The 24,148-nt window shown below is 31.5% G+C and carries 22 protein-coding genes; 11 read left to right on the top strand and 11 right to left on the bottom strand.

The genetic code is table 11. The features are described from left to right. Positions 1-80: 80 nt before the first annotated feature. The 5 genes from HXZ69_RS06495 (at position 81) to HXZ69_RS06475 (ending at position 8,133) form a co-directional block, all read left to right on the top strand. On the top strand, positions 81-1,538 hold the full coding sequence (locus tag HXZ69_RS06495) for a type I restriction-modification system subunit M (RefSeq protein WP_286495403.1): 1,458 nt from the start codon (positions 81-83) through the stop codon (positions 1,536-1,538). A gap of 1 nt (position 1,539) precedes the next feature. Further along, positions 1,540-2,562 carry a restriction endonuclease subunit S gene (locus HXZ69_RS06490; RefSeq protein WP_286495402.1) on the top strand — a complete coding sequence of 341 codons (1,023 nt, stop codon included), beginning with the start codon at positions 1,540-1,542 and terminating at the stop codon, positions 2,560-2,562. 173 nt (positions 2,563-2,735) lie between these two features. Further along, on the top strand, positions 2,736-3,896 hold the full coding sequence (locus HXZ69_RS06485) for a Fic family protein (protein ID WP_230466809.1): 1,161 nt from the start codon (positions 2,736-2,738) through the stop codon (positions 3,894-3,896). Positions 3,897-3,902: 6 nt separating this feature from the next. Next, positions 3,903-7,247 carry a DEAD/DEAH box helicase family protein gene (locus tag HXZ69_RS06480; protein ID WP_286495400.1) on the top strand — a complete coding sequence of 1,115 codons (3,345 nt, stop codon included), beginning with the start codon at positions 3,903-3,905 and terminating at the stop codon, positions 7,245-7,247. Between the two features lie 184 nt (positions 7,248-7,431). Beyond that, on the top strand, positions 7,432-8,133 hold the full coding sequence (locus HXZ69_RS06475) for a hypothetical protein (protein WP_286495399.1): 702 nt from the start codon (positions 7,432-7,434) through the stop codon (positions 8,131-8,133). Positions 8,134-8,333: 200 nt separating this feature from the next. Here HXZ69_RS06475 and fabV read toward each other — a convergent pair whose 3' ends face one another. Together fabV and HXZ69_RS06465 are read right to left on the bottom strand one after the other, a co-directional pair. Further along, positions 8,334-9,536 (bottom strand): enoyl-ACP reductase FabV, encoded by a 1,203-nt coding sequence (gene fabV, locus HXZ69_RS06470; RefSeq protein WP_286495398.1) that lies wholly within the window; start codon positions 9,534-9,536, stop codon positions 8,334-8,336. 606 nt (positions 9,537-10,142) lie between these two features. Beyond that, positions 10,143-10,454 (bottom strand): DUF3817 domain-containing protein, encoded by a 312-nt coding sequence (locus HXZ69_RS06465; protein ID WP_188319693.1) that lies wholly within the window; start codon positions 10,452-10,454, stop codon positions 10,143-10,145. Between the two features lie 196 nt (positions 10,455-10,650). Between HXZ69_RS06465 and HXZ69_RS06460 the strand changes: the two genes are divergently transcribed. Continuing rightward, positions 10,651-11,769 carry a calcium:cation antiporter gene (locus tag HXZ69_RS06460; protein WP_284584058.1) on the top strand — a complete coding sequence of 373 codons (1,119 nt, stop codon included), beginning with the start codon at positions 10,651-10,653 and terminating at the stop codon, positions 11,767-11,769. A gap of 56 nt (positions 11,770-11,825) precedes the next feature. Here the strand turns inward: HXZ69_RS06460 and HXZ69_RS06455 are convergent, their stop codons facing one another. From HXZ69_RS06455 to truA, 4 genes are all read right to left on the bottom strand, one after another. Continuing rightward, on the bottom strand, positions 11,826-12,776 hold the full coding sequence (locus HXZ69_RS06455) for a LysR substrate-binding domain-containing protein (protein ID WP_038333906.1): 951 nt from the start codon (positions 12,774-12,776) through the stop codon (positions 11,826-11,828). Positions 12,777-12,912: 136 nt separating this feature from the next. Further along, positions 12,913-13,329: a hypothetical protein gene (locus tag HXZ69_RS06450; protein WP_019976952.1), complete on the bottom strand. Its 417-nt coding sequence runs from the start codon at positions 13,327-13,329 to the stop codon at positions 12,913-12,915. Positions 13,330-13,406: 77 nt separating this feature from the next. After that, positions 13,407-15,167 (bottom strand): ABC transporter ATP-binding protein, encoded by a 1,761-nt coding sequence (locus HXZ69_RS06445; RefSeq protein WP_286495397.1) that lies wholly within the window; start codon positions 15,165-15,167, stop codon positions 13,407-13,409. Beyond that, positions 15,154-15,909, bottom strand: a complete 756-nt coding sequence (truA, locus tag HXZ69_RS06440; protein WP_286495396.1) for a tRNA pseudouridine(38-40) synthase TruA — start codon at positions 15,907-15,909, stop codon at positions 15,154-15,156. The genes HXZ69_RS06445 and truA overlap by 14 nt, the downstream gene beginning before the upstream one ends. Before the next feature lie 34 nt (positions 15,910-15,943). Between truA and HXZ69_RS06435 the strand changes: the two genes are divergently transcribed. The 3 genes from HXZ69_RS06435 (at position 15,944) to HXZ69_RS06425 (ending at position 16,960) form a co-directional block, all read left to right on the top strand. Then, a complete protein-coding gene (locus tag HXZ69_RS06435) occupies positions 15,944-16,435 on the top strand; it encodes a metallophosphoesterase family protein (RefSeq protein ID WP_286495395.1) in 492 nt (163 codons plus the stop codon). 76 nt (positions 16,436-16,511) lie between these two features. Then, complete coding sequence (locus tag HXZ69_RS06430) at positions 16,512-16,775, top strand: NAD(P)H-dependent oxidoreductase (protein WP_286495394.1); 264 nt, start codon at positions 16,512-16,514, stop codon at positions 16,773-16,775. Positions 16,776-16,816: 41 nt separating this feature from the next. Beyond that, positions 16,817-16,960, top strand: a complete 144-nt coding sequence (locus tag HXZ69_RS06425) for a hypothetical protein (RefSeq protein ID WP_286495393.1) — start codon at positions 16,817-16,819, stop codon at positions 16,958-16,960. A gap of 76 nt (positions 16,961-17,036) precedes the next feature. Here HXZ69_RS06425 and HXZ69_RS06420 read toward each other — a convergent pair whose 3' ends face one another. After that, complete coding sequence (locus HXZ69_RS06420; protein WP_286495392.1) at positions 17,037-18,071, bottom strand: alpha/beta hydrolase; 1,035 nt, start codon at positions 18,069-18,071, stop codon at positions 17,037-17,039. A gap of 90 nt (positions 18,072-18,161) precedes the next feature. Here HXZ69_RS06420 and HXZ69_RS06415 point away from each other — a divergent pair, with 90 nt between their 5' ends. Next, positions 18,162-18,884 (top strand): YqjF family protein, encoded by a 723-nt coding sequence (locus tag HXZ69_RS06415; RefSeq protein WP_286495391.1) that lies wholly within the window; start codon positions 18,162-18,164, stop codon positions 18,882-18,884. Positions 18,885-18,887: 3 nt separating this feature from the next. Here HXZ69_RS06415 and HXZ69_RS06410 read toward each other — a convergent pair whose 3' ends face one another. Further along, positions 18,888-19,367 carry a GNAT family N-acetyltransferase gene (locus HXZ69_RS06410; RefSeq protein ID WP_286495389.1) on the bottom strand — a complete coding sequence of 160 codons (480 nt, stop codon included), beginning with the start codon at positions 19,365-19,367 and terminating at the stop codon, positions 18,888-18,890. Between the two features lie 161 nt (positions 19,368-19,528). Between HXZ69_RS06410 and HXZ69_RS06405 the strand changes: the two genes are divergently transcribed. Next, complete coding sequence (locus HXZ69_RS06405; RefSeq protein ID WP_286495388.1) at positions 19,529-20,299, top strand: CDGSH iron-sulfur domain-containing protein; 771 nt, start codon at positions 19,529-19,531, stop codon at positions 20,297-20,299. 71 nt (positions 20,300-20,370) lie between these two features. Here the strand turns inward: HXZ69_RS06405 and mnmA are convergent, their stop codons facing one another. The 3 genes from mnmA to HXZ69_RS06390 form a co-directional block, all read right to left on the bottom strand. Next, complete coding sequence (gene mnmA, locus HXZ69_RS06400; RefSeq protein WP_286495387.1) at positions 20,371-21,564, bottom strand: tRNA 2-thiouridine(34) synthase MnmA; 1,194 nt, start codon at positions 21,562-21,564, stop codon at positions 20,371-20,373. Between the two features lie 64 nt (positions 21,565-21,628). Beyond that, positions 21,629-22,945: a Na+/H+ antiporter NhaC family protein gene (locus HXZ69_RS06395; protein ID WP_125350159.1), complete on the bottom strand. Its 1,317-nt coding sequence runs from the start codon at positions 22,943-22,945 to the stop codon at positions 21,629-21,631. Positions 22,946-23,110: 165 nt separating this feature from the next. Beyond that, entirely contained in the window at positions 23,111-23,977 is an 867-nt protein-coding gene (locus tag HXZ69_RS06390; protein WP_286495385.1) for a cupin-like domain-containing protein, read from the bottom strand. Between the last annotated feature and the right edge of the window lie 171 nt (positions 23,978-24,148).

Below are 24,148 nucleotides of genomic sequence, written 5' to 3'. Positions count from 1 at the left end.
TAACCAATATTAATCTAAAATACTCAACTTCAAAATCGTATTTTCGCACTAATTTTAAATAGAAATATCCTAACATAAATATGTTCACACAAGAATTACAGTCTAAAATAGACCAAGTTTGGTTAGCTTTTCACAGTGGAGGATTATCAAATCCTTTATCTGTTATAGAGCAAATCACTTTTTTACTTTTTATCAAACAATTAGATGATTTACAGAATAGAGCTGAACAACAAGCTATTATTACAGGTAACACTTCTAACTACATATACACAGAAGAAAACCAGGATTTAAGATGGAGTAACTTTAAGAATGTTTCTCCTGAAGAAATGTATAAACTTTTCCAAAAAGAGAATGGCGTTTTCGACTATATGAAAAACTTTGGTGGGAAAAGTACTGCCTTTTCTAAGTTTATGAAGAATGCCAATTTTATGATTCCTACTGCTCGATTATTAGCACAGGTAGTTGAGATGTTAGATAAAGTGGATATGGATGACAAAGATACCAAAGGTGATGTCTACGAGTATATGTTAGGCAAAATTGCTTCAGCAGGAAGTAATGGACAATTCCGTACACCAAGACATATCATCAAAATGATGGTAGAAATGATGAAGCCAACTCCTGAAGATACTATTTGCGACCCATCATCGGGAAGTTGTGGATTTTTGGTTGGTGCTGCAGAATATCTACAAGAAAATTACAAAGAGGATTTGCTAAAACCTGAAGTTCAAAAACATTACTTAAATGAAATGTTTACAGGAATGGAGTTTGACCCAACCATGATTAGAATTGGAGCAATGAACTTAATTCTACATGGGATTGAAAACCCTCAACTAAAAGATGTAGATTCTTTATCACAAGCTAATGCAGATTTTGAAGAAAAAGTATCTTTAATCTTAGCTAATCCTCCATTTAAAGGAAGTTTAGATAAAGATGCTGTGGATGAAAAAGTAATTGCGTTAGTCGATTCTAAGAAGACAGAATTACTTTTTCTTGGTCTAATGCTGAAAGGACTAAAAGTTGGAGGACGTTGTGCTGTAATTATTCCTGATGGGGTATTATTTGGTTCTTCTACTGCACATAAAAAGATTAGAAAAGAAATTGTAGAAAACCAAGCCTTAGAAGCGGTGATTTCTATGCCAAGTGGTGTGTTCAAACCTTATGCGGGAGTTTCTACTGCAATCTTAGTGTTTACAAAAACCAATGCTGGTGGTACAGAAAATGTATGGTTTTATGATATGAAAGCAGATGGGTATAGTTTAGATGATAAACGTGCACCTGTTAAGGAAAATGATATCCCAGATATTATTACAAGATTCCATACAAGAGAGAACGAAGTTGATAGAGCAAGAACGGAACAAAGTTTTTGTGTATCTAAAGAAGAAATTGCAAAAAATGCATACGACTTAAGTATTAACAAATACAAAGAAGTAATCTACGAACAAAAGGTATATGCAAAACCTACGGATATTATAGCTTCTATTCAGCAATTGGATATGGAGAGAAATGAGTTGATGGTTGAATTAAAGAATTTATTGTAATATGTATGAAAAGTATCTTTGGAAAGATGTATTGCAGATTTATAATGGTAAAAATCAATCCAAAGTTGTAGATGAAAATGGAGTTTATCCAATCTATGGTAGTGGAGGAGTAATGGGGTTTGCAAAAGAGTTTATATGTCCAGGTGGAACAGTAATTATAGGAAGAAAAGGTAGTATTAATAATCCTATTTTTGTTGATAAACCTTTTTGGAATGTTGATACTGCATTTGGATTAGTAACACAAGAAAAGCTTTTCAATAAGTATTTATATTACTTCTGTGTTAAGTATGATTTCTATAAACATAATAAGGCTGTTACTATCCCAAGTTTAACTAAATCTGATTTGTTAAATATTGAAATCCCCCTTCCACCACTAGCAACTCAAAAAGCAATTGCAGAAAAGTTAGACAAAGCAGATGCTTTACGCAAAAAAGACCAAGAACTTCTAAAGCAATATGATGAGTTAGCCCAATCTATTTTTATCGAGATGTTCGGTGATCCTGTGCAAAATGAGAAAGGTTGGGATTTAATAAATTTTGAAGAAGTTTTAAAGTTAAAAAGGGGATATGACTTACCAGTTCAAGATAGAAATCAAAATGGTAATATACCTGTTTATGGCTCAAATGGAATTTTAGATTATCATACAATTTCAAAAACTAACAAGCCTTGTATTGTTACAGGTAGATCAGGTACAATAGGGAAAGTTCATAGAACTGAACAAAATTGTTGGCCTTTAAATACTACATTATATAGTTATGAAATTTATGATAATAACATTACTTATTTAGAATATCTATTAAATAATCTAAGAATAGATAGATTTGCTCATGGGGCAGGTGTTCCTACTTTAGACAGAAAAATAGTTCATAAAGAATTCATACCTAATATTAAAGTTGAACTCCAAAACCAATTTGCAGAAAAAATCAAGAATATAGAAGCGCAAAAAGAATTGGTGAAGAAACAAGCTGAAGCATCAGAAAACTTATTCCAAGCCTTGTTACAAGAAAGTTTTAGCTTCACATAAAAAAGCAAATAAAATTACGTAAATACGCAAATGTTTTATTTTAATCGTGCAAAAAATTGCACGATTTTTTTTTATATAAACTCTTGATAGTAGAGTGTTTGTTGTTGTTGTTTGGCAAATAATTATTTTTTTATTGGCAAATAATTGTTTAATTTGGTGCAAATAATTTTATCATGTCAGCAACGTTTAGTCCTTACGAATTAAGTCTAATTCAACCAGATTTCGATTCGCCTCTTACCGACCTCATCATAGAGTTAGAACATTTACGTAAAAAAGACCTTGGTGGTTCTACACATCCTGCTGTTTTTTTTCAGTTAAAAAGTATTTTTCATTGGTTAGAAAGTATGGGATCTGCAAGGATTGAAGGAAACAATACAACAATTGCTGAATATGTAGAAACCAAAATTGATGATTCTCCAAGAGCGCTAACGTCAAAATTATTAGAAATAGATAACATTGATGAAGCAATGGAGTTTATAGAAGACAAGGTAAAAGAATATCCTATCAACAGAATAATGATTAGCGAATTGCATAAAATAGCTGTTAACAATTTACCTCCTCCACCTCATGGTGAAGGCGATTTAACACCTGGAGCATATAGAAATCATTCTTTAAAAATTAATAATTCTACCCATTTGCCACCAGAACCTTATTTGGTAGAAAGTTATATGGAAGAATTATTTTCGTTTATTAATTCAGAAAATTCAACCAAATACGATTTGTTAAAAGCAGCAATTGCGCATCATCGTTTTGTTTGGATACATCCTTTTGGCAACGGAAATGGAAGAACAGTACGCCTTTTTACTTATGCTATGCTTGTAAAAAGTGGACTTAACATAAATGCTGGTCGTATCATAAATCCAACTGCCGTTTTTTGTAGTAACAGAAACATATACTACGATATGTTATCAAAAGCTGATACAGGAACAAAAGAAGGAATCTTAGAATGGTGCGAATATGTATTGAGAGGATTAAAAGAAGAAATAGAAAAAGTAGATAAATTATCTGATTATAATTACCTGAAATCTAAAATTCTTATTCCTGCAATTAATTATTCTTTAGAAAGAAAATTTGTTACAGACGTAGAAGCAAAAATTCTAAAAAAAACGGTAGAATTACAAGTCATCAAAAACGATGATTTAAAAGATATTTTATCGAATAAAAACACTTCTCAAATTTCTAGAGAAATTAAAAAATTAGTTGATAAAAAGATGCTGATACCAGAAGAAGAAGGTGCAAGAAGATATATTTTGATGTTTCAAAACAATCACCTTCTAAGAGGAGTTATACATTTGTTAGATATAGAGGGGTTTTTACCAGTTAATGATAATTAAAACAACATGAGTAATTTTTATAATTATCCTACTGAATTCGAATTTGTTATTTCATCTGCCAAAGAAGCAGAAAAATACATCTACGAGAATTTAGACATTGCAGGTTTATATTTGAGGAAAACATTAGAAACGTGGGTAAACTTTATCTACGAGAGTGAGCCTACTTTGCGTTTGCCTTATGACACTTCCATCAATTCTTTGATGAAAGAACCTGCCTTTATAGAAATTATAGAAAGTCCAGAACTGTTGTCTATGATGCACGCTATTCGCCAATTAGGGAATAAAGCAGTGCATAATACAGGTAAAACCAAGATAACAGAAGACCAAGCTTTACATGTTTTGCAACTTTTACATTCGGTTAGTTATTATTTAATGACCTTATATAGTGGAGATGTTGTTAGCAAACCTCTTTTTCAAGAAGATTTAATTCCACAATCTTTTTCTTCTCAGGTGAATGAGCAAAAAAAGATGATTCAACAACTGCAAGAAGAATTAAATGCAAAGACAGAACTTGAGAAAAAACAAAAAGAGGAACAAGAAGCTTTAGAAGCCAACAGAAAAGAAACGCAACAACAAATATTACCACCTGCCGATCCTAATGAAGCCAAAACAAGAGAACTTCTAATTGATTATATGTTAGAGGAAATGGGTTGGGATATCTCTCAAACCAATGTCAAAGAGTTTCGTGTAGAAGGTATGCCAAACAACAAAGAAGAAGGTTTTGCAGATTATGTCCTTTGGGGAGATAACGGAAAGCCTTTAGCCGTTGTAGAAGCAAAAAGAACATCAAGAGATATAAATTCAGGCAGACATCAAGCCGAATTATATGCCAAATGTTTAGAAAAAACCTATGGTCAATTACCAAATATCTTCTTAACAAATGGGTACGAAATTTCTTTTTATGATTGGTTTTATCCAATTAGAGAAGTTCAAGGATATTACACCAAAGATGAGTTACAACTTAACATCCAAAGAAGAACCAATAAGCGTAATCTAAATGAGATGCCTATTGATGAAGATATTACCAATCGTTATTATCAGATAGAAGCTATTAAAGCTGTTGCCGAAAGATTTGAAGACAGACACAGAGGTGCTTTATTGGTAATGGCAACAGGTACAGGAAAAACAAGAACTTCTGCTTCTTTGGTAGATGTGTTATCAAAAGCCAATTGGGCAAAGAAGATTTTATTTTTAGCAGATAGAACAGCTTTAGTTACACAAGCCAAGAACAACTTAAACGATTATTTGCCTAATCTTCCTTCTGTAGATTTACGAGAAGAAAAAGAAGATGTAGGAAGTAGAATTGTGTTTTCTACCTATCAAACGTTAATCAATTTAATAGACGAAGATAAAACAGGAGATACTCGCACTTATGGAGTTGGACATTTTGATGTGATTATTTTTGATGAAATTCACCGTTCTATTTACAACAAATACAAAGCAATTTTTAATTATTTTGATGGGTTAAAGATTGGTTTAACTGCAACTCCTGTCGATTTTTCAGAAAGAAATACCTACGAATTATTTGGATTAACTGTAGGAAATCCTACGTATAACTATGATTTAGATAAAGCCATCAAAGATGGATATTTAGTACCTTATAAGTCATTTTCTGTTCAGACAAAATTTCAACGTGAAGGAATTAAGTATAGTGAATTATCTCCCGAAGAACAGAAAGAATACGAAGAAGAATTTGCAGACCCAATCACAGGAGAATTTCCTGATGAAATAGAATCTACAGCTTTAGACCAATGGATTTATAACACCAATACTGCTGATGCCATTTTAGAGTATCTGATGGAGCATGGAATAAAAGTAGATGGTGGTAATAAATTAGGGAAGACCATCATCTTTGCTAAGAAAAATAAACATGCAGAATTTTTAAGACAAAGGTTCAATGCTACTTATCCTGAATATGGAGATCAATTCTTAAAAGTAATTGATTATACAGTAGAATACAGACACGACTTATTAAATGATTTCAAGATTAAATACAAAAATCCTCAAATAGCTTGTTCTGTAGATATGCTAGATACAGGAATTGATGTACCTGAAATTGTAAATTTAGTCTTTCTAAAACCTGTAAAAAGTAGGGTGAAATTCTGGCAAATGATTGGTAGAGGAACTCGATTATGCGAAAATCTATTTGGATTTGGTGAGCATAAAAAGGATTTCTTAATCTTAGATTTTTGTCAAAATTTTGAATTTTTTGAGGAAAATCCAAAAGGAATAGAACCTATAAAACAGATGTCTTTAGCTGAACGTATTTTCAGAATAAGACTGAATCTTGCACAAGTTTTATTAATTCAAGAAGACGAAGAATTAAAAGCTTTAGGTGAAGAATTATTAGCTTATGTTCATCAACAAGTAGCAAATATCAACAATGAAAAGCGTACAAGCTTTGTCGTAAAACCTTATCTCAAAACTTTAGACAAATACCTAGAAAAGAAGAAATGGTATGACCTGTCTAAAGCTGATACGTATGAGTTATTAAATGACTTAGCTCCTTTAGTCTTCGAAAAAAGTCAAGATACTGCTGCATTATCATTTGATTTGATGATGTTAGATTTTATGACTGCTAATCTTAATGGAGAAAGAAGACAAGTTTATTTAACAGAGAAAGTGATAGGAATATCGAATAGATTAAAAAAGCAAACTTCTGTACCACAAGTAAAAGCCAAGTTGAATACTTTAAATCATATTACACAAGAGGATTATTGGAGTGATATGAGTGTATTAGGTTTAGAGCATATAAGAGTTGAACTAAGAGATTTGATAAAGTTCTTAACAGAAGAAGCGAAGAAAATAGTAACTACAAGCTTCGAGGATAATATAATCGCTGTTAATGAATCACCTGAAATCTATGAAGCACATTCTTTTGATAAGGAAGCTTACAAAGAAAAGGTGGAAAGATATATCAAAGAGAATCAATTTGATTTAACGATAGATAAAATTAAAAAGAACATCAAGATAACTCCTGCTGACTTAACCTATATAGAAAGCTTCTTATTTGAGAAAGGAAGTCTAGGGTCTAAGTCATTATTCCAAGAGGTCTATGGAGATAAGCCATTAGGTGAATTTATACGTTCAGTGGTAGGATTAGATAAAGTTGAAGCACAAAATGCATTTTCTAAGATGGTAAATTTTGCAAATTTAAATACTCAACAAATTCAATTTATGAATTTAATAATAGATTATTTTGCTGTTAATGGAGTGATGGACTTAAACCAGTTATTTAATTCACCTTTTTCTGATGTGTATTCAGGAGGAATGATTCAACTATTTGGTCAAGAAGTATCAACGAAAATAGCAGGTACGATCAGAGAAATAAATGATAATTGTGTTGCGTAAAATTAGATAACATATATTTTAAATATAAACCTCAACAGAAAACCTGTTGAGGTTTTTTTATGAACTAATATTTTAAAAATGTGGTTTATTTTTTAATAAAAACATCTATGCAAATAGACTGCACTGATGAGCTGTAAACTTGCAATAGAAATTAATTAGCGTTTAAAACTAAATTCAAATAACGATGAAAAAAATTCTATCATTAGCTGTAGTTCTACTATCAATTAATATGTTGTATGCTCAAGAAAATATTGAACAATTAACGTATGAGAATACACAAGACATAAACTTCTTTAATACCATTAAAAATGGTACAGAAGTTAATCAATACATTACCAGTAGTAAAAATACTGTAAGTATTGGCGATACTTTAATTTTAGGTGCTCCTACGTCTGAAGAGATTAGAACAAAAACTATAGCTGGTTCTTATGGCAATCAATTAAGAGGTGGTATAGGACAATCTAGAAGTGTATCAAAAAAAACTTATGAATTTATACAAATGGGAAGACCTGCAGGATTTGGTAATATAATGGCAGCAATGAATGGTGATGCTCCTAGCATGGCTGATAATAGTTTTAAAAATACGAAGGTTATTGTTCAAGAAATAAAGACATTTCATAGAGGGAGTAAAAATAAACCTTTATATGTAGTAATGGTACTAGGTGAAATAAATGGAAGAGCATTTGGTGTTAATAAATATTTAAGTGTCATGGATTCAGAATTAGCAATAGAGTCTGGTGAAATACTATTAAAGAATAGAAAAATGACTCGTGAAGAAGCTATCGAAAAACTTAAAGAAGCTAAAGAATTAATGGAAATTGAAATGATGACGAAAGAAGAATTTGATCAATTAAAAGAAGAGTTAACTCCTATTATTAAACAATAAAAAACAATTACCAAACCTTAACTCCTTAGTTGAGGTTTTTTATTAATCCCCTCGTATAATTTTCATTCCCCATTAAAGAAATTTGTATCGAGAAGTAAGACGATAAACAGAATAAAATTATTTTTGAGTTATTTTATTGACACAAAAAAAACCTCGAAAATAATTTTCGAGGTTTTGTATTTATTATTGAAATGATCTTCTTATTCTGCAATACTTGGAACTGAAATCAATTCGTTTGTATCAGCATCATAATCGATTTCATCAAAACTAAATCCAAACAATTGTAAGAACTCATCATGATAACCTTTGATATCAGAAATTTCTTTAATATTCTCAGAAGTTACAATTTTCCACAAATCATCCACTTCTTTTTGTACATCTTCACGCATTTCCAAATCATCAATACGAATACGTCCATTTTCATCCAAAGGAACTTCTCCATTTGCAGTATACAAGCGCTCTGCAAACAAACGTTGCATTTGCTCGATTGTACCTTCATGAATTCCTTTTGCTTTCATTACTTTGTACAATAACGAAATATATAATGGCACAACTGGAATCGCAGAACTAGACTGTGTTACCAAAGCTTTGTTTACAGAAACGTAAGAAACACCATTTAAATCTGCTAATAATTCGTTGATAACAGGAACCGTTTTTTCTAAATCGTTTTTAGCCATACCAATCGATCCATCTTTGTAGATTCTATGCGTCAATTCTGGCCCTATGTATGAATAAGCAACAGTTTTTACTCCTTCAGCTAAAACACCAGCAGCTTTCAAATCTTCCATCCAAAATTTCCAATCCTCACCTCCCATTACAGCAATTGTATTATCAATTTCTTCTTGAGATTCAATCGGATCAATTGTAATATCTGTAACTTCTGCTGTATGAAAATCTACTGTTTTATTTGTAAATGGTTCACCAATTGGTTTAAGAACTGATGAATATGCAACACCTGTTTTAGGATGTGTACGACGTGGCGAAGCCAAACTATAAACCACTAAATCTACTTGACCTAAATCTTGTTTGATTAAATCAATCGTTTGTTGTTTAATCTCATCAGAAAAAGCATCTCCATTAATACTTTTTGCATACAAACCAGCTTCGTGTGCTTCTTTTTCAAAAGCAGCTGTGTTGTACCAACCCGCAGTCCCCGGTTTTCTTGGCGCAGCAGGTTTTTCAAAGAAAACACCTATTGTTGCAGCATTATATCCAAAAGCAGCTGTAATACGAGATGACAGACCAAAACCTGTCGAAGCTCCAATTACCAATACTTTTTTTGGTCCTTCGGCTGAAATATTTTTTGATTTTACGTACTCAATTTGATTGTGAACATTTTTTGCAGTTCCCTCAGGATGAGTCGTAATGCAAATAAAACCTCTTGTTCTTGGTTGAATAATCATTATACTTAATTTAGTCGCATAAATTTATAAAATAAATTCTATATAACGAAACGATCTTTATGTACATAAAATCATTCTATTTTTGAGATAATTAATAGGAAAACTGATTTCAATTTCCTATATTTACGATTACTCATAACCTACTTACCTATGAAAGATATTCACATAGGCTCTTTAATCAAAAAAAGAGTCGACGAACTTGGAATTGATATATCCCGTATCAAAAGTTTCTTCAAAACTTATTCTGAAAAGGAAATTAATGCCCAATATTTAAGCAAAAGTATACAAACAGACGATTTATTAAAATGGTCGAAGTTGTTGAAATATGATTTTTTTTTAGAATTTATACACTGAAGAAAAAAAGAAATTTCTAATGAATACAATATCCCTAAAAACACTATTCATAATTGGATAAAAAACTCCTACCAAAAAATTAAATCTTATGATTTGAATTCTGTTCTAGAAATTTTAAAATTTCAGCAAAAAAATAATTATACCAATACGTATACTGCTGATAAGTTTAAAATCAGTCGAAACACTGTAGCTAAATGGCGTAAAATATATGAGTATAAAAAAACGGTTTCAAAAAGAAACCGTTTTTTTTATTTATCTATTATTTTTATCCTCTTTTATTACTTTATGTACCGCCAAAGTTGCAAACGGAATAAATGCGTACATCACATAAATAATAAAATCTTCATCGTCCCATTTATATATTCTTCTGACTCTAAAAAGTAAAATCAAATAAGCTGTAAACCAAAAACCGTGAAAACAACCAGCAAATGGCATTGGCAAAACATAACCGAATTGATATTTAATTGGCATTGTGACCAAAAATAAGAGCGTACAACTTATCGTTTCCCACACACATGATGTGCTAAACCATTTTTTTAACTTTTCGTCAGATACGTTTAACATTTTGCAAATTTAATCGTTTATTGATAGTAGAGGTATGATAATCATTAGTTAAAAAGTTTATTTTTACTCAATTATTGAAATAACTATTACTATTTATGATTATTAAACGTTATAATTATTACTATTCATGATAATTACACATAATAATTATCAATATTATTTATTAAATTTGTAAAAATCCAAAACCTTATAATTAATGCATGTAGATAATTTTATTTCAAAAAAATTCAATTTAGCTTTACCCTACTGGACAATTATCTGTCCCATTCTTGCCATTTTTTCATTAACAATAGCCGAAGGATTTAAAGATCAGATGTGGTTTTCTGGAGTCTTAGGAATCATTTTAATTTCAGCTGTTTTATCAGCTGTACATCACGCAGAAGTTGTAGCGCATAAAGTTGGAGAACCTTTCGGAACCATTATATTGGCTTTAGCTATTACAGTTATAGAAGTTTCGCTAATTGTTTCATTAATGATGTCCGAACCTACCGGCTTCCCTTCTGTTTTGGCAAGAGATACCGTTTTTGCTGCTGTAATGATTATTCTTACCGGAATTATCGGAATCTGTTTATTGGCTGGAGGAGTTCGTTATAGAGAACAGAACTTTATCAAACAAGGTGTTTCAACTGCTTTAATTACTTTAGTTGCAATATCTATATTGACCTTGGTTTTACCAAATTTTTTGACATCAGAAAAAGGAGGTGAATTCTCTTCTTCCCAGTTAATCTTTGTCGCAATTATTTCTCTTATTTTATATGGCGGATTTATTTCTGTCCAAACCATTCGTCATCGCGATTATTTCTTACCGCAAACTAGCAAAGATAATGTGACATCAGAATTACATGTCGAAAAACCAAATTTATTGACTACAATCTCGAGTTTAGTTTTATTATTAGTTGCTTTGTGTGCAGTTGTTTTATTATCAAAAAAATTATCGCCAACCATCGAAACAATTGTGATGGATTTAGGTGCTCCAAAATCATTGGTGGGAATTATAATTGCCGTAGTTATCTTATTACCAGAAGGTTTAGCCGCATATAAAGCCGCAAAACAAGACCGTTTACAAACAAGCCTTAACTTGGCTTTAGGCTCTGCTTTAGCATCAATTGGATTAACAATTCCTGCTGTAGCAATCGTATGTTATTTTACAGGACTAGAAGTAACATTAGGAATAGATGCAAAATCATCTATCTTATTAGTATTATCCTTATTCACTGTTTATTTATCATTAAATTCTGGTCGAACAAATATTCAGCAAGGAATTGTTTTATTAACACTTTTTGCTACGTATTTATTTACAACAATAGTTCCTTAAAGGAAATTTAAAGACATAAAAAAACGACTCAAAATTTAATTTTGAGTCGTTTTTTATTATTTTTTTGGTAAAGAAACCATATTCGAATCTAACTTTTGATCTTTTTCTAAGAATATTTTTCCTCTCAAAATACTTTGAATTGTATTGATTAATTCTTTCTCGAAAGAATCTCTTAATTGAGATTGATGAAAAATTAACGAAACTTCACGTGTTGGAACTGGCGACTCAAAGTTTTTAACAAATTTCTTATACTCTTGTGGCAAATCATCTGCAACCAAAGCAGGCAACAAGGTCATTCCATATCCATCATTTGCTAATTTAACTAAGGCTTCAAAACTTCCTGAATCTAACTTAATCGGACGATTTTTCAGATTAGAAGTATCACATAAAGCCAACACATTATTTCTGAAACAATGTCCTTCTTGCAAGATTAATAAATCAGAAGTGTTTAGATCATCTTCATTGATTTTATCTTTGTCAGATAAGCGATGCCCGTTTGGTACATAAGCCACCAATGGTTCATAATAAAGAGGTTTTTCGATAATTTGATCTTCGAAAAGTGGCGAAACCACAATACCAAAATCCAACGAACCATCTTTTATTCCTTTTATAATTTTATCCGTTTGCAATTCTTTGATAATAAGATTCGATTTCGGATTATTTTTCTGAAATGTTTTATAAAATAATGGTACCAAAGAAGGTAAAACAGTAGGAATAACACCAATAATGAAATCACCTTCTAACAAACCTTTTTCTTCGTTTACCAAGTGTTTCATTCGGTTAGCTTCCATTAAAATTGTTTTTGCTTGCGCAACAATTTTCTCTCCAATTTGAGTGATTTTGATTGGATGCGATGTTCTATCGAAAATATCAATATTCAATTCTTTTTCCAATTTCTGAATCTGCATACTCAATGTTGGTTGAGTTACAAAGGATTTATCAGCAGCAATTGTAAAGTTCTTATGCTCAGCCACTGCCAGCACATATTGTAATTGTACTAATGTCATATATAAAAATTGATATCTATAAATTTTTGTGATAAAGATATACATTATTATATTATCAATCTATATCTTAAATCATAATTTAATCCATAAAAAAAGCTCGAATTTATTCGAGCTTATCATGTAAAAATAAGTAAACTTATTTTGTTAATTGTTTTTGGATTTCTGCTGACCACTCTTGCAATTTCTTTGCATCTTCAGGAGACAATTTTTGAGTTATTTTTTGTAACTCTGTAGATAAGTCAACCGCTTTTTTAGTTAAGTCAGCTAATTTAGCTTGATCACCGGCTGTAGCAGCAACTTTCATTTCTCCTGCTAATTCTCCATATCTTTTTGCCCAATCATTTGCTTCCGGACTAGAAAAAGTTGGAAAGTCTTTTGCGATATCAGCTACTTTGTCCATTGTTTCTTTTCCGGCTTCTACTTGGTCAGTTACAGTTTCAGCTACATTTTCTTGTGTATTTTCTACTTTTGCATCTACTTTTTCTTTTTCAGATTTACAAGAAGATAAAGAAACCACACCTAATACTGCAGCGGCTAAAAATAATTTTTTCATTTTTAATTAGATTTTTAAAGTTAATATTATTGATTGTTCAAGTTAATCAAATCTAACAATTTATTTCTGTTAAATTTTTAATTTTCTTTCGAGAATTGGACTTCATATAAATTGGCATAATAACCTTTCTGAGCTAACAATTCGCTATGTGTACCTTGCTCAACAATCATTCCATTATCCATCACAATAATTTTATCTGCATTTTGAATCGTCGCCAAACGATGCGCAATAATGATAGAAGTTCTACCTTGTGTTAGCTTATCCGTTGCTTTTTGTATCAATTCTTCCGACTCTGTATCAATAGAAGAAGTTGCTTCATCTAAAACCAAAATCTCTGGATTGTAAATATACGCTCTCAAAAACGAAATCAATTGACGTTGACCTACAGAAAGTGTCGAACCACGCTCGCTTACCTCACTGTAATAGCCTTTTGGTAATGACATGATAAAATTATCAATTCCAATAATTTTCGCAGCATTTTGTACTTCTTCCAACGAAATATCTTTATTACCTAAAACAATATTGTCATAAATCGTTGTATTAAACAAGAAAACATCCTGCAAAACAACTGCAACGTGTTGACGTAAATTCTTCAATTCCATATCATGAATATTTACATCATCTATTTTAATTGTTCCAGAATCTATGTCATAAAAACGACTCAATAAATTAATTATAGTAGATTTTCCTGCACCTGTGGCACCTACAATTGCAATTTTTTCACCTGGTTTTGTCGAAAAAGAAATTCCTTTCAAAACCAAATTATTCGGAACATAAGAAAACTTCACATTTTCAAAATCGATTTTACCTTTTACATGATCTAATTTTATTGTTCCATTATCTGGTAAAGTTTGATCATCATCAATAATTTTGAACACACGATCCGCTCCTACCAAACCACGCTGAATCGTATTGAAACGCTCTGCTATTGCACGCATTGGAGCAGTTAACAACGTAACATATTGTGTAAAAGCAATCAAATCTCCGACAGAAACATCTCCATAAACAGCAGTTCTAAGCCCTCCAAACCAAATCAAACTTCCCGTTGCTAAAGCCGAAATAATATCGACAACAGGAAACATTAATGAAAAATAGAAAACTGTTTTTAGATAGTTTTTCTTTAAATCATTATTAATCGAAACGAATTTGTCATATTCTGCTTGCTGACGATTAAAAACCTGAATAATATTCATTCCTGTTAATCGTTCTTGCACAAACGTATTCAACTTCGCCACAATTGTACGTTCTTCTTGGTATACATTTTTCAATGCTTTTTGGAATAATCGTGTAATAATCATCATCAACGGAAGAATCACAATCACAACCGTTGCCAAAACCCAGTTCATCCAATACATCACAAAAACGATGAAAACGATTTTCAATACATCGCCTAACATCACTAAAATTCCGTCGTTGAAAACCTCTGCAATCGTTTCAATATCAGAAACTGAACGCGTCACCAAAACGCCATTTGGCGTTTTATCGAAATAACCAAGCTTGAATTTTATCAAATGATTATACAAATGAACACGCAACAAACGGATAACTCGCTGTGCAACAACATTCGCTAAATAAACCATAAAAAAAGACAAAATTCCTTCGAAAACTAATACCAAAGATAGTTTCACGATTTGCATTTGAAGTCCTGGTAAATCTTTTGTCTGAATATAATCATCGATGATATTTCCCGTTAAATACGGACGATAAACAGAAAAACACGCACTAAAAACCGCTACAAAAACCACCGACCAAAACATAACTTTGCTTTGCGCCCCGATTTGTAAAACACGTTTTAATCCATTAAAATCAAACGATGTATTTTCGTTATTTGAACTCATTTTTAAATAATTCTTTTGGATATTGAACATCTACCAAATACAATCCTTGCGCTGGCGCCGAAGCTCCTGCCGAAGAACGTTGTTTTTGTTCAATAATTTCTTCAAAATCATGGATAGAAATTCTTCCTAATCCAACCTCAACCAATGTTCCAACAATTGCGCGCACCATATTTCGCAAAAAACGATCGGCAGTGATTTGAAAAACCAATTGTCCGTTTTCATTTTTGCGCCAAAACGCCTCTCTTACATCGCAAATATTTGTTTTCACATCGGTATGTAATTTAGCAAAACTTCCGAAATCTCCTTGCTTAATTAACAATTTTGCTGCTTCATTCATTTTTTCAATATCCAATTCTCGGTTAAAAATCCAAGCACTATCAAAAGCAAAAGGATCTTTGAAAGGTGAAATAAAATAATTGTACGAACGCGAAGTCGCATCAAAACGCGCATGCGCTTCATCATCCATCAAAAATAAACGATAAGCAGCGATGTCTTTTGGTAAAAAAGAATTTAATTTTTTGATTAAATCAACCGATAATTCATCTTCATAATCAAAATGAATAAATATCTTTTTCGCATGAACACCAGAGTCTGTACGCCCTGCTCCGACAATCGAAATTTCTTTTCTTAAGATTTTAGACAATCTATCTTCAATAACTTCTTGAACCGAAATTTGATTAGGTTGAATTTGATAACCAAAATAATTTTTTCCGTTGTATGCTAATTCTAAAAAATATCGCAATTGTTGTAAATTTGAGCAACAAAAATACAACCTTTTGAAGAAAATTCTTTTACTTTCGGACACGCATTCTTATATCGACGATAGAATTTTGGAATATGCACAACAAGCAGACGAAATTTGGCATGCTGGAGATATTGGCGATATTTCTGTAACCGATAAATTGGCTGAAATAAAACCTTTGCGTGCTGTTTATGGAAATATTGATGATAATAAAGCTCGCGCAGAATTCCCGCTCAACAACAGATTTACGTTGGAAGGTGTTGATATTTGGATTACGCATATTGGCGGTTATCCAGGAAAATATAATCCTGCAATTCGAAAAGAAATCACAGAAAATCCTCCGAAATTATTTATTTGTGGACATTCACATATACTAAAAGTGATGCCTGATAAACAATTGGGTTTAATTCATATGAATCCTGGCGCAGTTGGTAAACACGGTTTTCAGAAAGTTCGTACGATGTTACGATTTGAGTTGAATAAAGGAAAAATTGAAAATTTAGAAGTGATTGAGTTTAAGAAATGATTTGCGAGGTTCGTAGCTCGAAATGCGAAATGCTGTAAGCGAAACTATAATTTTTTTGAATTATATTGAATGTAAAATGAATAAGCAAATTATTATAAACGGTTCTCACAATAGAGATGGTGACACAACGAAATTGATTCAAGAAATTTATCCTGAAATAGCTTGTTTAAAATTGATTGATTATACTATTGAACTTTATAATGATGATGAAACTTATTCTGACAAAGATCAATTCTTAGAAATCATTAATCAAATTATAGAATTTGAAGAAATAATTTTTGCGACACTGGTTTATTGGTATTCGATGAGTAGTGTGATGAAAATTTCTTTGATCGATTAATAAATTTAATTAGTTCTCAAGAAACAATTGGACGAAAATTAATGGGTAAAAAAGTACGTGTTATCACAAGTTCTATCGAAAATCATTTGGATGATAATTTCTTTTTACCTTTTATTGAAACTGCAAATTTTCTTCATTTAGAATATATTGGAAGAAAACATTATTTGAAGCAAAACAACGTATAATAACGAAGTTTGAATTACTATTTAGGAAATGAATAAGCGAAGTTCGCATTTCGAGTTTTGCACTTCTAACCTCCCTTTATTTGGCCAACTTGAATTCTTTCAGAATTGTAATAAACTTCGGATTAGTGATATATTCTCTAAATTCGTGCGAATCTTGTCCGGAAAAATCAGTTTCTTCTAAAAATGTATAATTTTTAGAAAGTTCATCAAACAAATCTTTTTTGTAACCAAAATCTGTCGCAATCAAACTTCGAGATAAAAATCCAATCTTTCCTTTCCCTAATACATAATCCGTGTCATTTATCGTGATATGCATACGTTTTAATTGAGGTGTAAACGTTTTTAATTGATTATTATCCAACGTAAAATCAATTTTTCCAATTGCAGGCGCCAACATAATACTATAAATTTTATTGTTATTTTCTAACAAAGTTTCTGCATTCGTAAAATCCACATGATGCGCATTTTCAGCACGTTTTATTTCACTTTCGCGTAACGAAGGATTCACAAGTGAACTCAAAACAACCGATGCGCCACGACTATGCGAAATCAAATAAACATCTTTGTTATGAATGACATTCAAAATTCTACGAAGTCCAAAAACGCCCGCCATTTGGCTATTTGTCGTTGCACTTACCCAAACTTTTGCTGCTCCAAAAAGACTTTCGTTCACCAATCCATCCCAATAAAAATTAATTACCTCATCATTCGAAGAATTAATATTCATATAAGTTTTGGCTTTGTTGTAATTTTTCAAGCTAAACATATAATCATTGTCAATTCCATGCACAAAAATGATGACACGTTTCTTATTTTTAACTCTTTTTTCGATATTTTTCAAACGCAAACTTTCATAAGAAGTTAATTGATTTTGAAAATTGCTTTCAGTCGCAATTTTCATTAATGAATAATCTCTACGACTTGCATTTTTAGGAGGTTTACCATACGATTTCAACCAATTATCTGGGTAAAAATTTCCGTTTTGATCCACAAAAGAACTTGTTGTATTTGGTTGAATAAAATTATTTGGATTCTGAGAGGTTGGCACATTATGTATTGCTGCACATGACGTTAAAAAACTAATCACGAAGATATAAAACAAGTTTTTCATATGATAAAAATTGGTATGCGAAGTAACTACAATTTTCTTTATTTCGCAATAGATTTTGTACCTTCAACCATAAGTTTAACAAGGTTTTAAGTGAAATATACAATCAAACAAATTTTAGACGAAACAAATCATCGTGCTTGGAAATATCCTTCAAAATCATGGAAATATTATCAAGAATGGAACAAAGCTTTATTTTTTCATTACAGAATTGACAAAGAAATTTTGAGAGAATTAGTTCCAAAAGATTTAGAAATTGATGAAATAAATGATTCTGCTTGGGTTTCGCTTGTCGCCTTTACAATGGAAAAAATTCGACCTCGCTTTTTTCCTGCATTCTCTCCTATTTCTGATTTTGACGAAATTAATTTGAGAACCTATGTGACAAAAGACGAAAAACCTGGCGTTTATTTTTTATCGATTGAAGCTGGAAAATTATTTTCTGCAATTTTAGCTAAATCATTATCAGGTTTACCATACGAAAAATCAAATATCAACAGAACCGAAAATTCTTATCAAGCCAATCATCCCAAACGAAATTTCTCTTTATTAACGGATTTCCATGTTGGAATGCAAGTAAAACACAAAACTGAATTGGATTTATTTTTGACTGAACGATATTGTTTGTATTTGGAAGATCACAATCAATTGTTTCGTTATGAAATTCAACATTTACCATGGAAAATCAATCAACTTGAATTAGATTTTTTAACGATTGATTACCAACTTCAAGATTTAAATATCCATTCGAGACCAGATTTAGTGCATTATTCAGAAGGTGTGCAAGTTGTCGCTTGGGAGAAAGAAAGAGTTTAACAATTAAATTTTCTTCTTCAACAAATGTTGCATTCCATTGAACCATTCACGTTGAGAACCGTCATCTATATAACCGACTTTTAGATACAAATCATATGCTGATTTATTGTTGAAATTAACCGCTAAAACCAATTCATCAATTGTAGGAAAATTATCTTTTACAAAATCATCCATCAAATTCATCGAAATTTTTCCGTAACCCTTTCCTTGAAATTCTGGATTTATCGATAAAGAACGCAACAACAACGAATTCGTATTATTCGTCATCTCCAATTTATCGTCACCATAATCTAACACAAAAAAACCAATTGGCACTTCATCTAACAAAATTGTAATTGGTTTTGCATGTCCATCTGTGCGTAATTTCAAACGCTCAAAAGTCTCGATAGGCAAGGCTGTAAAAGGAATTTGGTCTTCTGGCAAATTGTATAACAAAGCATCGTGATGTTTGGTTTCTGTATGTTTGAGTTGAATTGTCGACATGCTAATTATTTTAATTAAAATTAATCAAAACATTCTAAATCTTATGTAAAAACAACAAGGTTTATCTATTAAATTTTAACGAATTATCAATAAAAATTTAAAATCATTCTAACTAAAATACTTTTTAAATTGTAGATAATTTCAATCTAAAATCTACAATTATGGATAATCAAAATAAGTTAAATATTCAAATCGGGACAACTCAAAATACAGATGGTATCTATGTAGAAGTCACAGAAAATGGACCTTATATCTTGCACGGAAAACCTAAAATTGTTCAGCAATTTATCGTTCCAAATCAGCAAGGAATTTCTATCAATTACCAAGAAGGAGAAGAATTTGAAGCAAAAGATGCAACTTATATTTGTCGTTGTGGATTATCCCAGCACAAACCTTATTGTGATGGTTCGCATAAAAAAGCAACAGAAAATGGTGTGGATTTAACTGAAAAAGCAACTTTCAATCCCGAATTATTAACTGCAGAAGTTATAGAAGGACCTGTTGTTTCGCTCACTGATGACGAAAAATTATGTGCTTTTGCTCGATTTTGTGACAATGGAAAACGTATTTGGAACCAAGTTGAAGATTCTACACAAAACTCTGTTGATTTGAGTGTTGAAATGGCACATCATTGTCCTTCTGGACGGTTGATTGTTTGGGATGAAAATAATCAACCAATTGAAGATGATAACACCTCAGCTTCTGTTGGAATTATTGAAGATGTTGCGAATGATTTGAGTGGTCCTTATGCATTATGGGGAGGAATTCCGCTAAAAAGTGCGAATGGCGAATATTACGAAGTGCGAAATCGACAAACAATTTGCCGTTGTGGACAATCTTCTAATAAGCCTTTTTGTGATGGAACACATGCTTCTATGAGATTTCAAGATGGATTACCAAAGCAACCAAAAGCAGACGGGAAAGTTTTTTAATAAAATGATATTAACATAAAAACGCTCAAGAAAATCCTGAGCGTTTTATGTTAATAATGATGTTTATATTTTTAATTATTAATAACACCAGAACCTAAAAGTTCATCTTCCTTGTACCACGCACAGAATTGACCTTCTGTAATTGCAGATTGAGGATTTTCGAACTCGACATACATTCCGTTTTCAGCTTTGTGTAAAATTGCTTTTTGCAAAGGTTGACGGTAACGAATACGCGCCATCACTTCCATTGTTTCGTCTGTTTTTAAAGTTAAATCTTCGCGAACCCAATGTACTTCTTCCTCTTTTATAAACAATGCTTTCTTCAACAAACCAGGATGATCAGCACCTTGACCTGTGTAAACAACATTTGTCTCTACATCTGTATCAATAATAAACAAAGGTTCTACTTTTCCTCCAACCCCTAATCCTTTTCTTTGACCACGAGTGAAATAATGCGCACCTTGATGTTTACCTACAATTTCTCCGTCTTCTTGTTTGTATGAAAAACCTTTTGCTTCGAAATCTAATGCTTCATATTTATTTGTAAAAGTTGGAATTTCTCTTTTATATCCGTTCCAATCTTTGGCTATTTCAATAATTACACCTTCTTTTGGTTTTAATTGTTGCTGCAAAAATTCAGGTAAACTAACTTTTCCAATAAAACATAAACCTTGCGAATCTTTCTTATTCGCTGTAACCAAGCCTTGCTCTTTTGCAATTCTTCTTACTTCTGGTTTTTCTATGTCTCCAATTGGGAATAATGCTTTGCTTAATTGATCTTGCGACAATTGACACAAGAAATACGATTGATCTTTATTGTTATCATTACCTTTTAACAATTGAAAAATCTCTTTTCCATTTTCATCAATTGTAGAAGTTTTTCGTGCATAATGTCCTGTTGCAACGTAATCCGCTCCAAGTTCTAAAGCTGTTTTCAAAAACAGATCGAACTTAATTTCTCGGTTACATAACACATCAGGATTTGGTGTTCTTCCTTGCTCGTATTCATTGAACATATAATCTACAATACGTTCTTTGTACGAATCAGACATATCAATTACCTGAAAAGGAATATCTAATTTTTTAGCTACCAACAAAGCGTCTGCACTATCTTCTATCCATGGGCATTCATCTTCCAACGTTACCGATGCATCGTTCCAATTACGCATAAATAATCCGATCACATCATAGCCTTGCTCTTTTAGCAAATAGGCTGTAACACTTGAATCTACTCCTCCAGAAAGTCCTACGACAACTCTTTTCATCTTAAAAAATTTCAGTCTACAAAGTTATAAAATAATATTCGACGAATGAATATCCTACATCAATCTATTTTTTGAATGATTTTGGCTGAAAAAATAAGATAAAAATAAGCGTACAAATTCCAGTTAAAAATGGATAATATAAGTTAGATAACACATCAACCGAAGAAACCTTTGTTGCACTTGAAATTGTATTTGCAGCTGCAACCGCTGCCAAAACTTGCGCACCATAAGGTAAGATTCCTTGTACAAAACACGAAACCGTATCCAAAATACTTGCCACACGTTTTCCCTCTAAATCATGATGATCAGAAATATCTTTTGCAATTTTACCACAAATCAAAATTGTAATCGTGTTATTTGCCAAACAAGCATTCGCCAAAGCTGTAAGCGACGCAATACTCATCTCAGCCTGACGTTTTGTTTTAATATTTTTGGTTAGATGATAAATGATAAAATCTAATCCACCATTCAAACGAATAATTCCAACAATTCCACCAATAATTAAACAAATAATACTCAACTCAAACATTCCTTTAAAACCTTCATTAATAGAAGAAACTAAGTCTAGTAAAGGAACACCAGAATAGAACAAACCAATTCCAAGAAACGAAAGAATTCCTACAATTAAAGCCCAAATCACATTAATTCCAGAGATTGCTAGTCCAAAAACTAATAGATAAGGTAAGATTAAAATCAAGTCAAAATCTAACTGTTTTCCTTGGAAATTGGTTGTGTCAAAATGTTGAGAAAGTGAAAAATATATAATCGTCGAAACAATAGCTGCTGGAACTACTATTCGAAAATTAGTTTTAAATTTAGATTTCATGCTCACTTCTTGCGTACGTGTTGCAGCAATTGTTGTATCAGAAATAAATGATAAATTATCGCCAAACATCGCTCCACCAACCACTGCACCTAACAAAATTGGCATAGAACCTGGGATCATTTTATCCATTTGCACTGCAATCGGAGCAACAGTTACAATTGTTCCAACCGATGTTCCCAAAGCAGTCGCAATAAAACAAGACAACAAAAAGAAACCTGCTACAATAAAGGAAGAAGGAAGATAATTCAAAAATAAATTCACTGTTGATTCTACAGCACCAATTGTAGATCCTAAACTTCCAAACGCTCCAGCGAGAAGAAAAATTAAAATCATCAACATAATTGTTTCTTCACCCGCATTCTTACAAAAAGCCTCGGCTTTCGTATGAAATGAAACCTTAGGGAATTGAACAAATGCAATTACGAGCGCCAACATGAAAACAACCAATGCTGGAACGGAGTAAAAATCGTTTAGATAAATAGATGCCGAAAAATAGACAAGTATGAAAATGATTAAAGGCAATAAAGCCCAAAAATTTCCTTTTTTTATGATCATATTACTAAAAATTCAGAAAAATATTCTGCAAATATCTATCGAAATTTTAAAACATGAAAATCAAATATTTATTGATTTATAAGTTTTTAGGACAGTAGAATAAAAAAAGGAACATCTTTCGAAAGATATTCCTTCATTTAGAAAAATTTTCTAAAAACTGTATTTTTATTTCGCAATTAATTTATTTGTTTGTGAAATTGCGCGCTCATTTTTTTCTTCAATCCAAGTTTTACCTTTTATTTTTCGCATCACATTATCGTATGTACGCATCAAAAATATGTTATAAATCGCTTCGGACAAATTTTTTGGTTTATGTGCCAACGAACGCAAACTCATCGAGAAACCTGGCGTCAAATATTTCATATAATGCCACCAACCTTCTGGCATATAAAGCATTTCTCCGTGTTTTAAGTCTGCTACCATCGGATTTATATTTTTCAGCGCTGGCCATTTATCAAAATCAGGATTATCAAAATCAATATCTTCTCGACAAATTACCGAATGCGGAATTTTGTACATGTATTTCGAATCCTTTGGCGGAACAATAATACAACGTTTTTTTCCTGCAAAATGAAAATGTAAAATGTTCGCTAAATCGATATCATAATGCATAAAAACATTCGATCCTTCACCTCCAAAAAATAACATTGGCATCGATTTGAAAAGATTCAAACCCAAATCTGGCATTTTATAATCTTGTTGCAATTTCGGAACTTGACTCATCAAATTGTACAAAAATATACGCAAATCTGTCGGCTCACTTTGCAACAAATCTACATATTCAGACATTTTCATCTTTGCTATTGGTTCATTTACTTTCTTCGTATAATCAACCGGATCATTATTGTATAAAGGGACAACCTTGTTGCCTGCAACTTGTTTTATATACTCAAAATTCCACTTTTCGTACGCAGGCCAATCCTCTGTAATTCGCTCTACTACAACTGGTTTTTGAGGTTTAACGTAATATTTCTGAAAATCTTTTGCAGAAATACTTTCTACTCTTTCAACTTCTGTGAAATTAAAATTCATCTTTTATGTAAAATAAAGTGCAAATTTACTTAACTTTTTTGTTAAATCTGAACGATGCAATTATTAAACCAATCTTTTTTAAATATGATTTAATAATTATTTTTGATTTGACGATTTATTAAATATACATTAAACTTTACTATAACTGATGATAGAAAATACATCAATTCT

The sequence above is a fragment of the Empedobacter sp. R132-2 genome, from assembly GCF_030324375.1.
GTDB classification, from domain to species: domain Bacteria; phylum Bacteroidota; class Bacteroidia; order Flavobacteriales; family Weeksellaceae; genus Empedobacter; species Empedobacter falsenii_B.
This window is presented reverse-complemented; position numbering and strand designations above follow the sequence as displayed.

Excerpts from the sequence above, each read along its gene's own strand:
- HXZ69_RS06465 (WP_188319693.1), bottom strand. The coding sequence starts at position 10,454 with ATGTTAAACGTATCTGACGAAAAGTTAAAAAAATGGTTTAGCACATCA.
- HXZ69_RS06405 (WP_286495388.1), top strand. The coding sequence starts at position 19,529 with ATGGATAATCAAAATAAGTTAAATATTCAAATCGGGACAACTCAAAAT.
- HXZ69_RS06455 (WP_038333906.1), bottom strand. The coding sequence starts at position 12,776 with ATGACATTAGTACAATTACAATATGTGCTGGCAGTGGCTGAGCATAAG.
- HXZ69_RS06485 (WP_230466809.1), top strand. The coding sequence starts at position 2,736 with ATGTCAGCAACGTTTAGTCCTTACGAATTAAGTCTAATTCAACCAGAT.
- HXZ69_RS06445 (WP_286495397.1), bottom strand. The coding sequence starts at position 15,167 with ATGAGTTCAAATAACGAAAATACATCGTTTGATTTTAATGGATTAAAA.
- HXZ69_RS06450 (WP_019976952.1), bottom strand. The coding sequence starts at position 13,329 with ATGAAAAAATTATTTTTAGCCGCTGCAGTATTAGGTGTGGTTTCTTTA.
- HXZ69_RS06490 (WP_286495402.1), top strand. The coding sequence starts at position 1,540 with ATGTATGAAAAGTATCTTTGGAAAGATGTATTGCAGATTTATAATGGT.
- HXZ69_RS06420 (WP_286495392.1), bottom strand. The coding sequence starts at position 18,071 with ATGAAAAACTTGTTTTATATCTTCGTGATTAGTTTTTTAACGTCATGT.
- HXZ69_RS06475 (WP_286495399.1), top strand. The coding sequence starts at position 7,432 with ATGAAAAAAATTCTATCATTAGCTGTAGTTCTACTATCAATTAATATG.
- HXZ69_RS06390 (WP_286495385.1), bottom strand. The coding sequence starts at position 23,977 with ATGAATTTTAATTTCACAGAAGTTGAAAGAGTAGAAAGTATTTCTGCA.
- HXZ69_RS06480 (WP_286495400.1), top strand. The coding sequence starts at position 3,903 with ATGAGTAATTTTTATAATTATCCTACTGAATTCGAATTTGTTATTTCA.
- HXZ69_RS06395 (WP_125350159.1), bottom strand. The coding sequence starts at position 22,945 with ATGATCATAAAAAAAGGAAATTTTTGGGCTTTATTGCCTTTAATCATT.
- HXZ69_RS06430 (WP_286495394.1), top strand. The coding sequence starts at position 16,512 with ATGAATAAGCAAATTATTATAAACGGTTCTCACAATAGAGATGGTGAC.
- HXZ69_RS06460 (WP_284584058.1), top strand. The coding sequence starts at position 10,651 with ATGCATGTAGATAATTTTATTTCAAAAAAATTCAATTTAGCTTTACCC.
- HXZ69_RS06495 (WP_286495403.1), top strand. The coding sequence starts at position 81 with ATGTTCACACAAGAATTACAGTCTAAAATAGACCAAGTTTGGTTAGCT.
- fabV (WP_286495398.1), bottom strand. The coding sequence starts at position 9,536 with ATGATTATTCAACCAAGAACAAGAGGTTTTATTTGCATTACGACTCAT.
- HXZ69_RS06410 (WP_286495389.1), bottom strand. The coding sequence starts at position 19,367 with ATGTCGACAATTCAACTCAAACATACAGAAACCAAACATCACGATGCT.
- HXZ69_RS06425 (WP_286495393.1), top strand. The coding sequence starts at position 16,817 with ATGGGTAAAAAAGTACGTGTTATCACAAGTTCTATCGAAAATCATTTG.
- mnmA (WP_286495387.1), bottom strand. The coding sequence starts at position 21,564 with ATGAAAAGAGTTGTCGTAGGACTTTCTGGAGGAGTAGATTCAAGTGTT.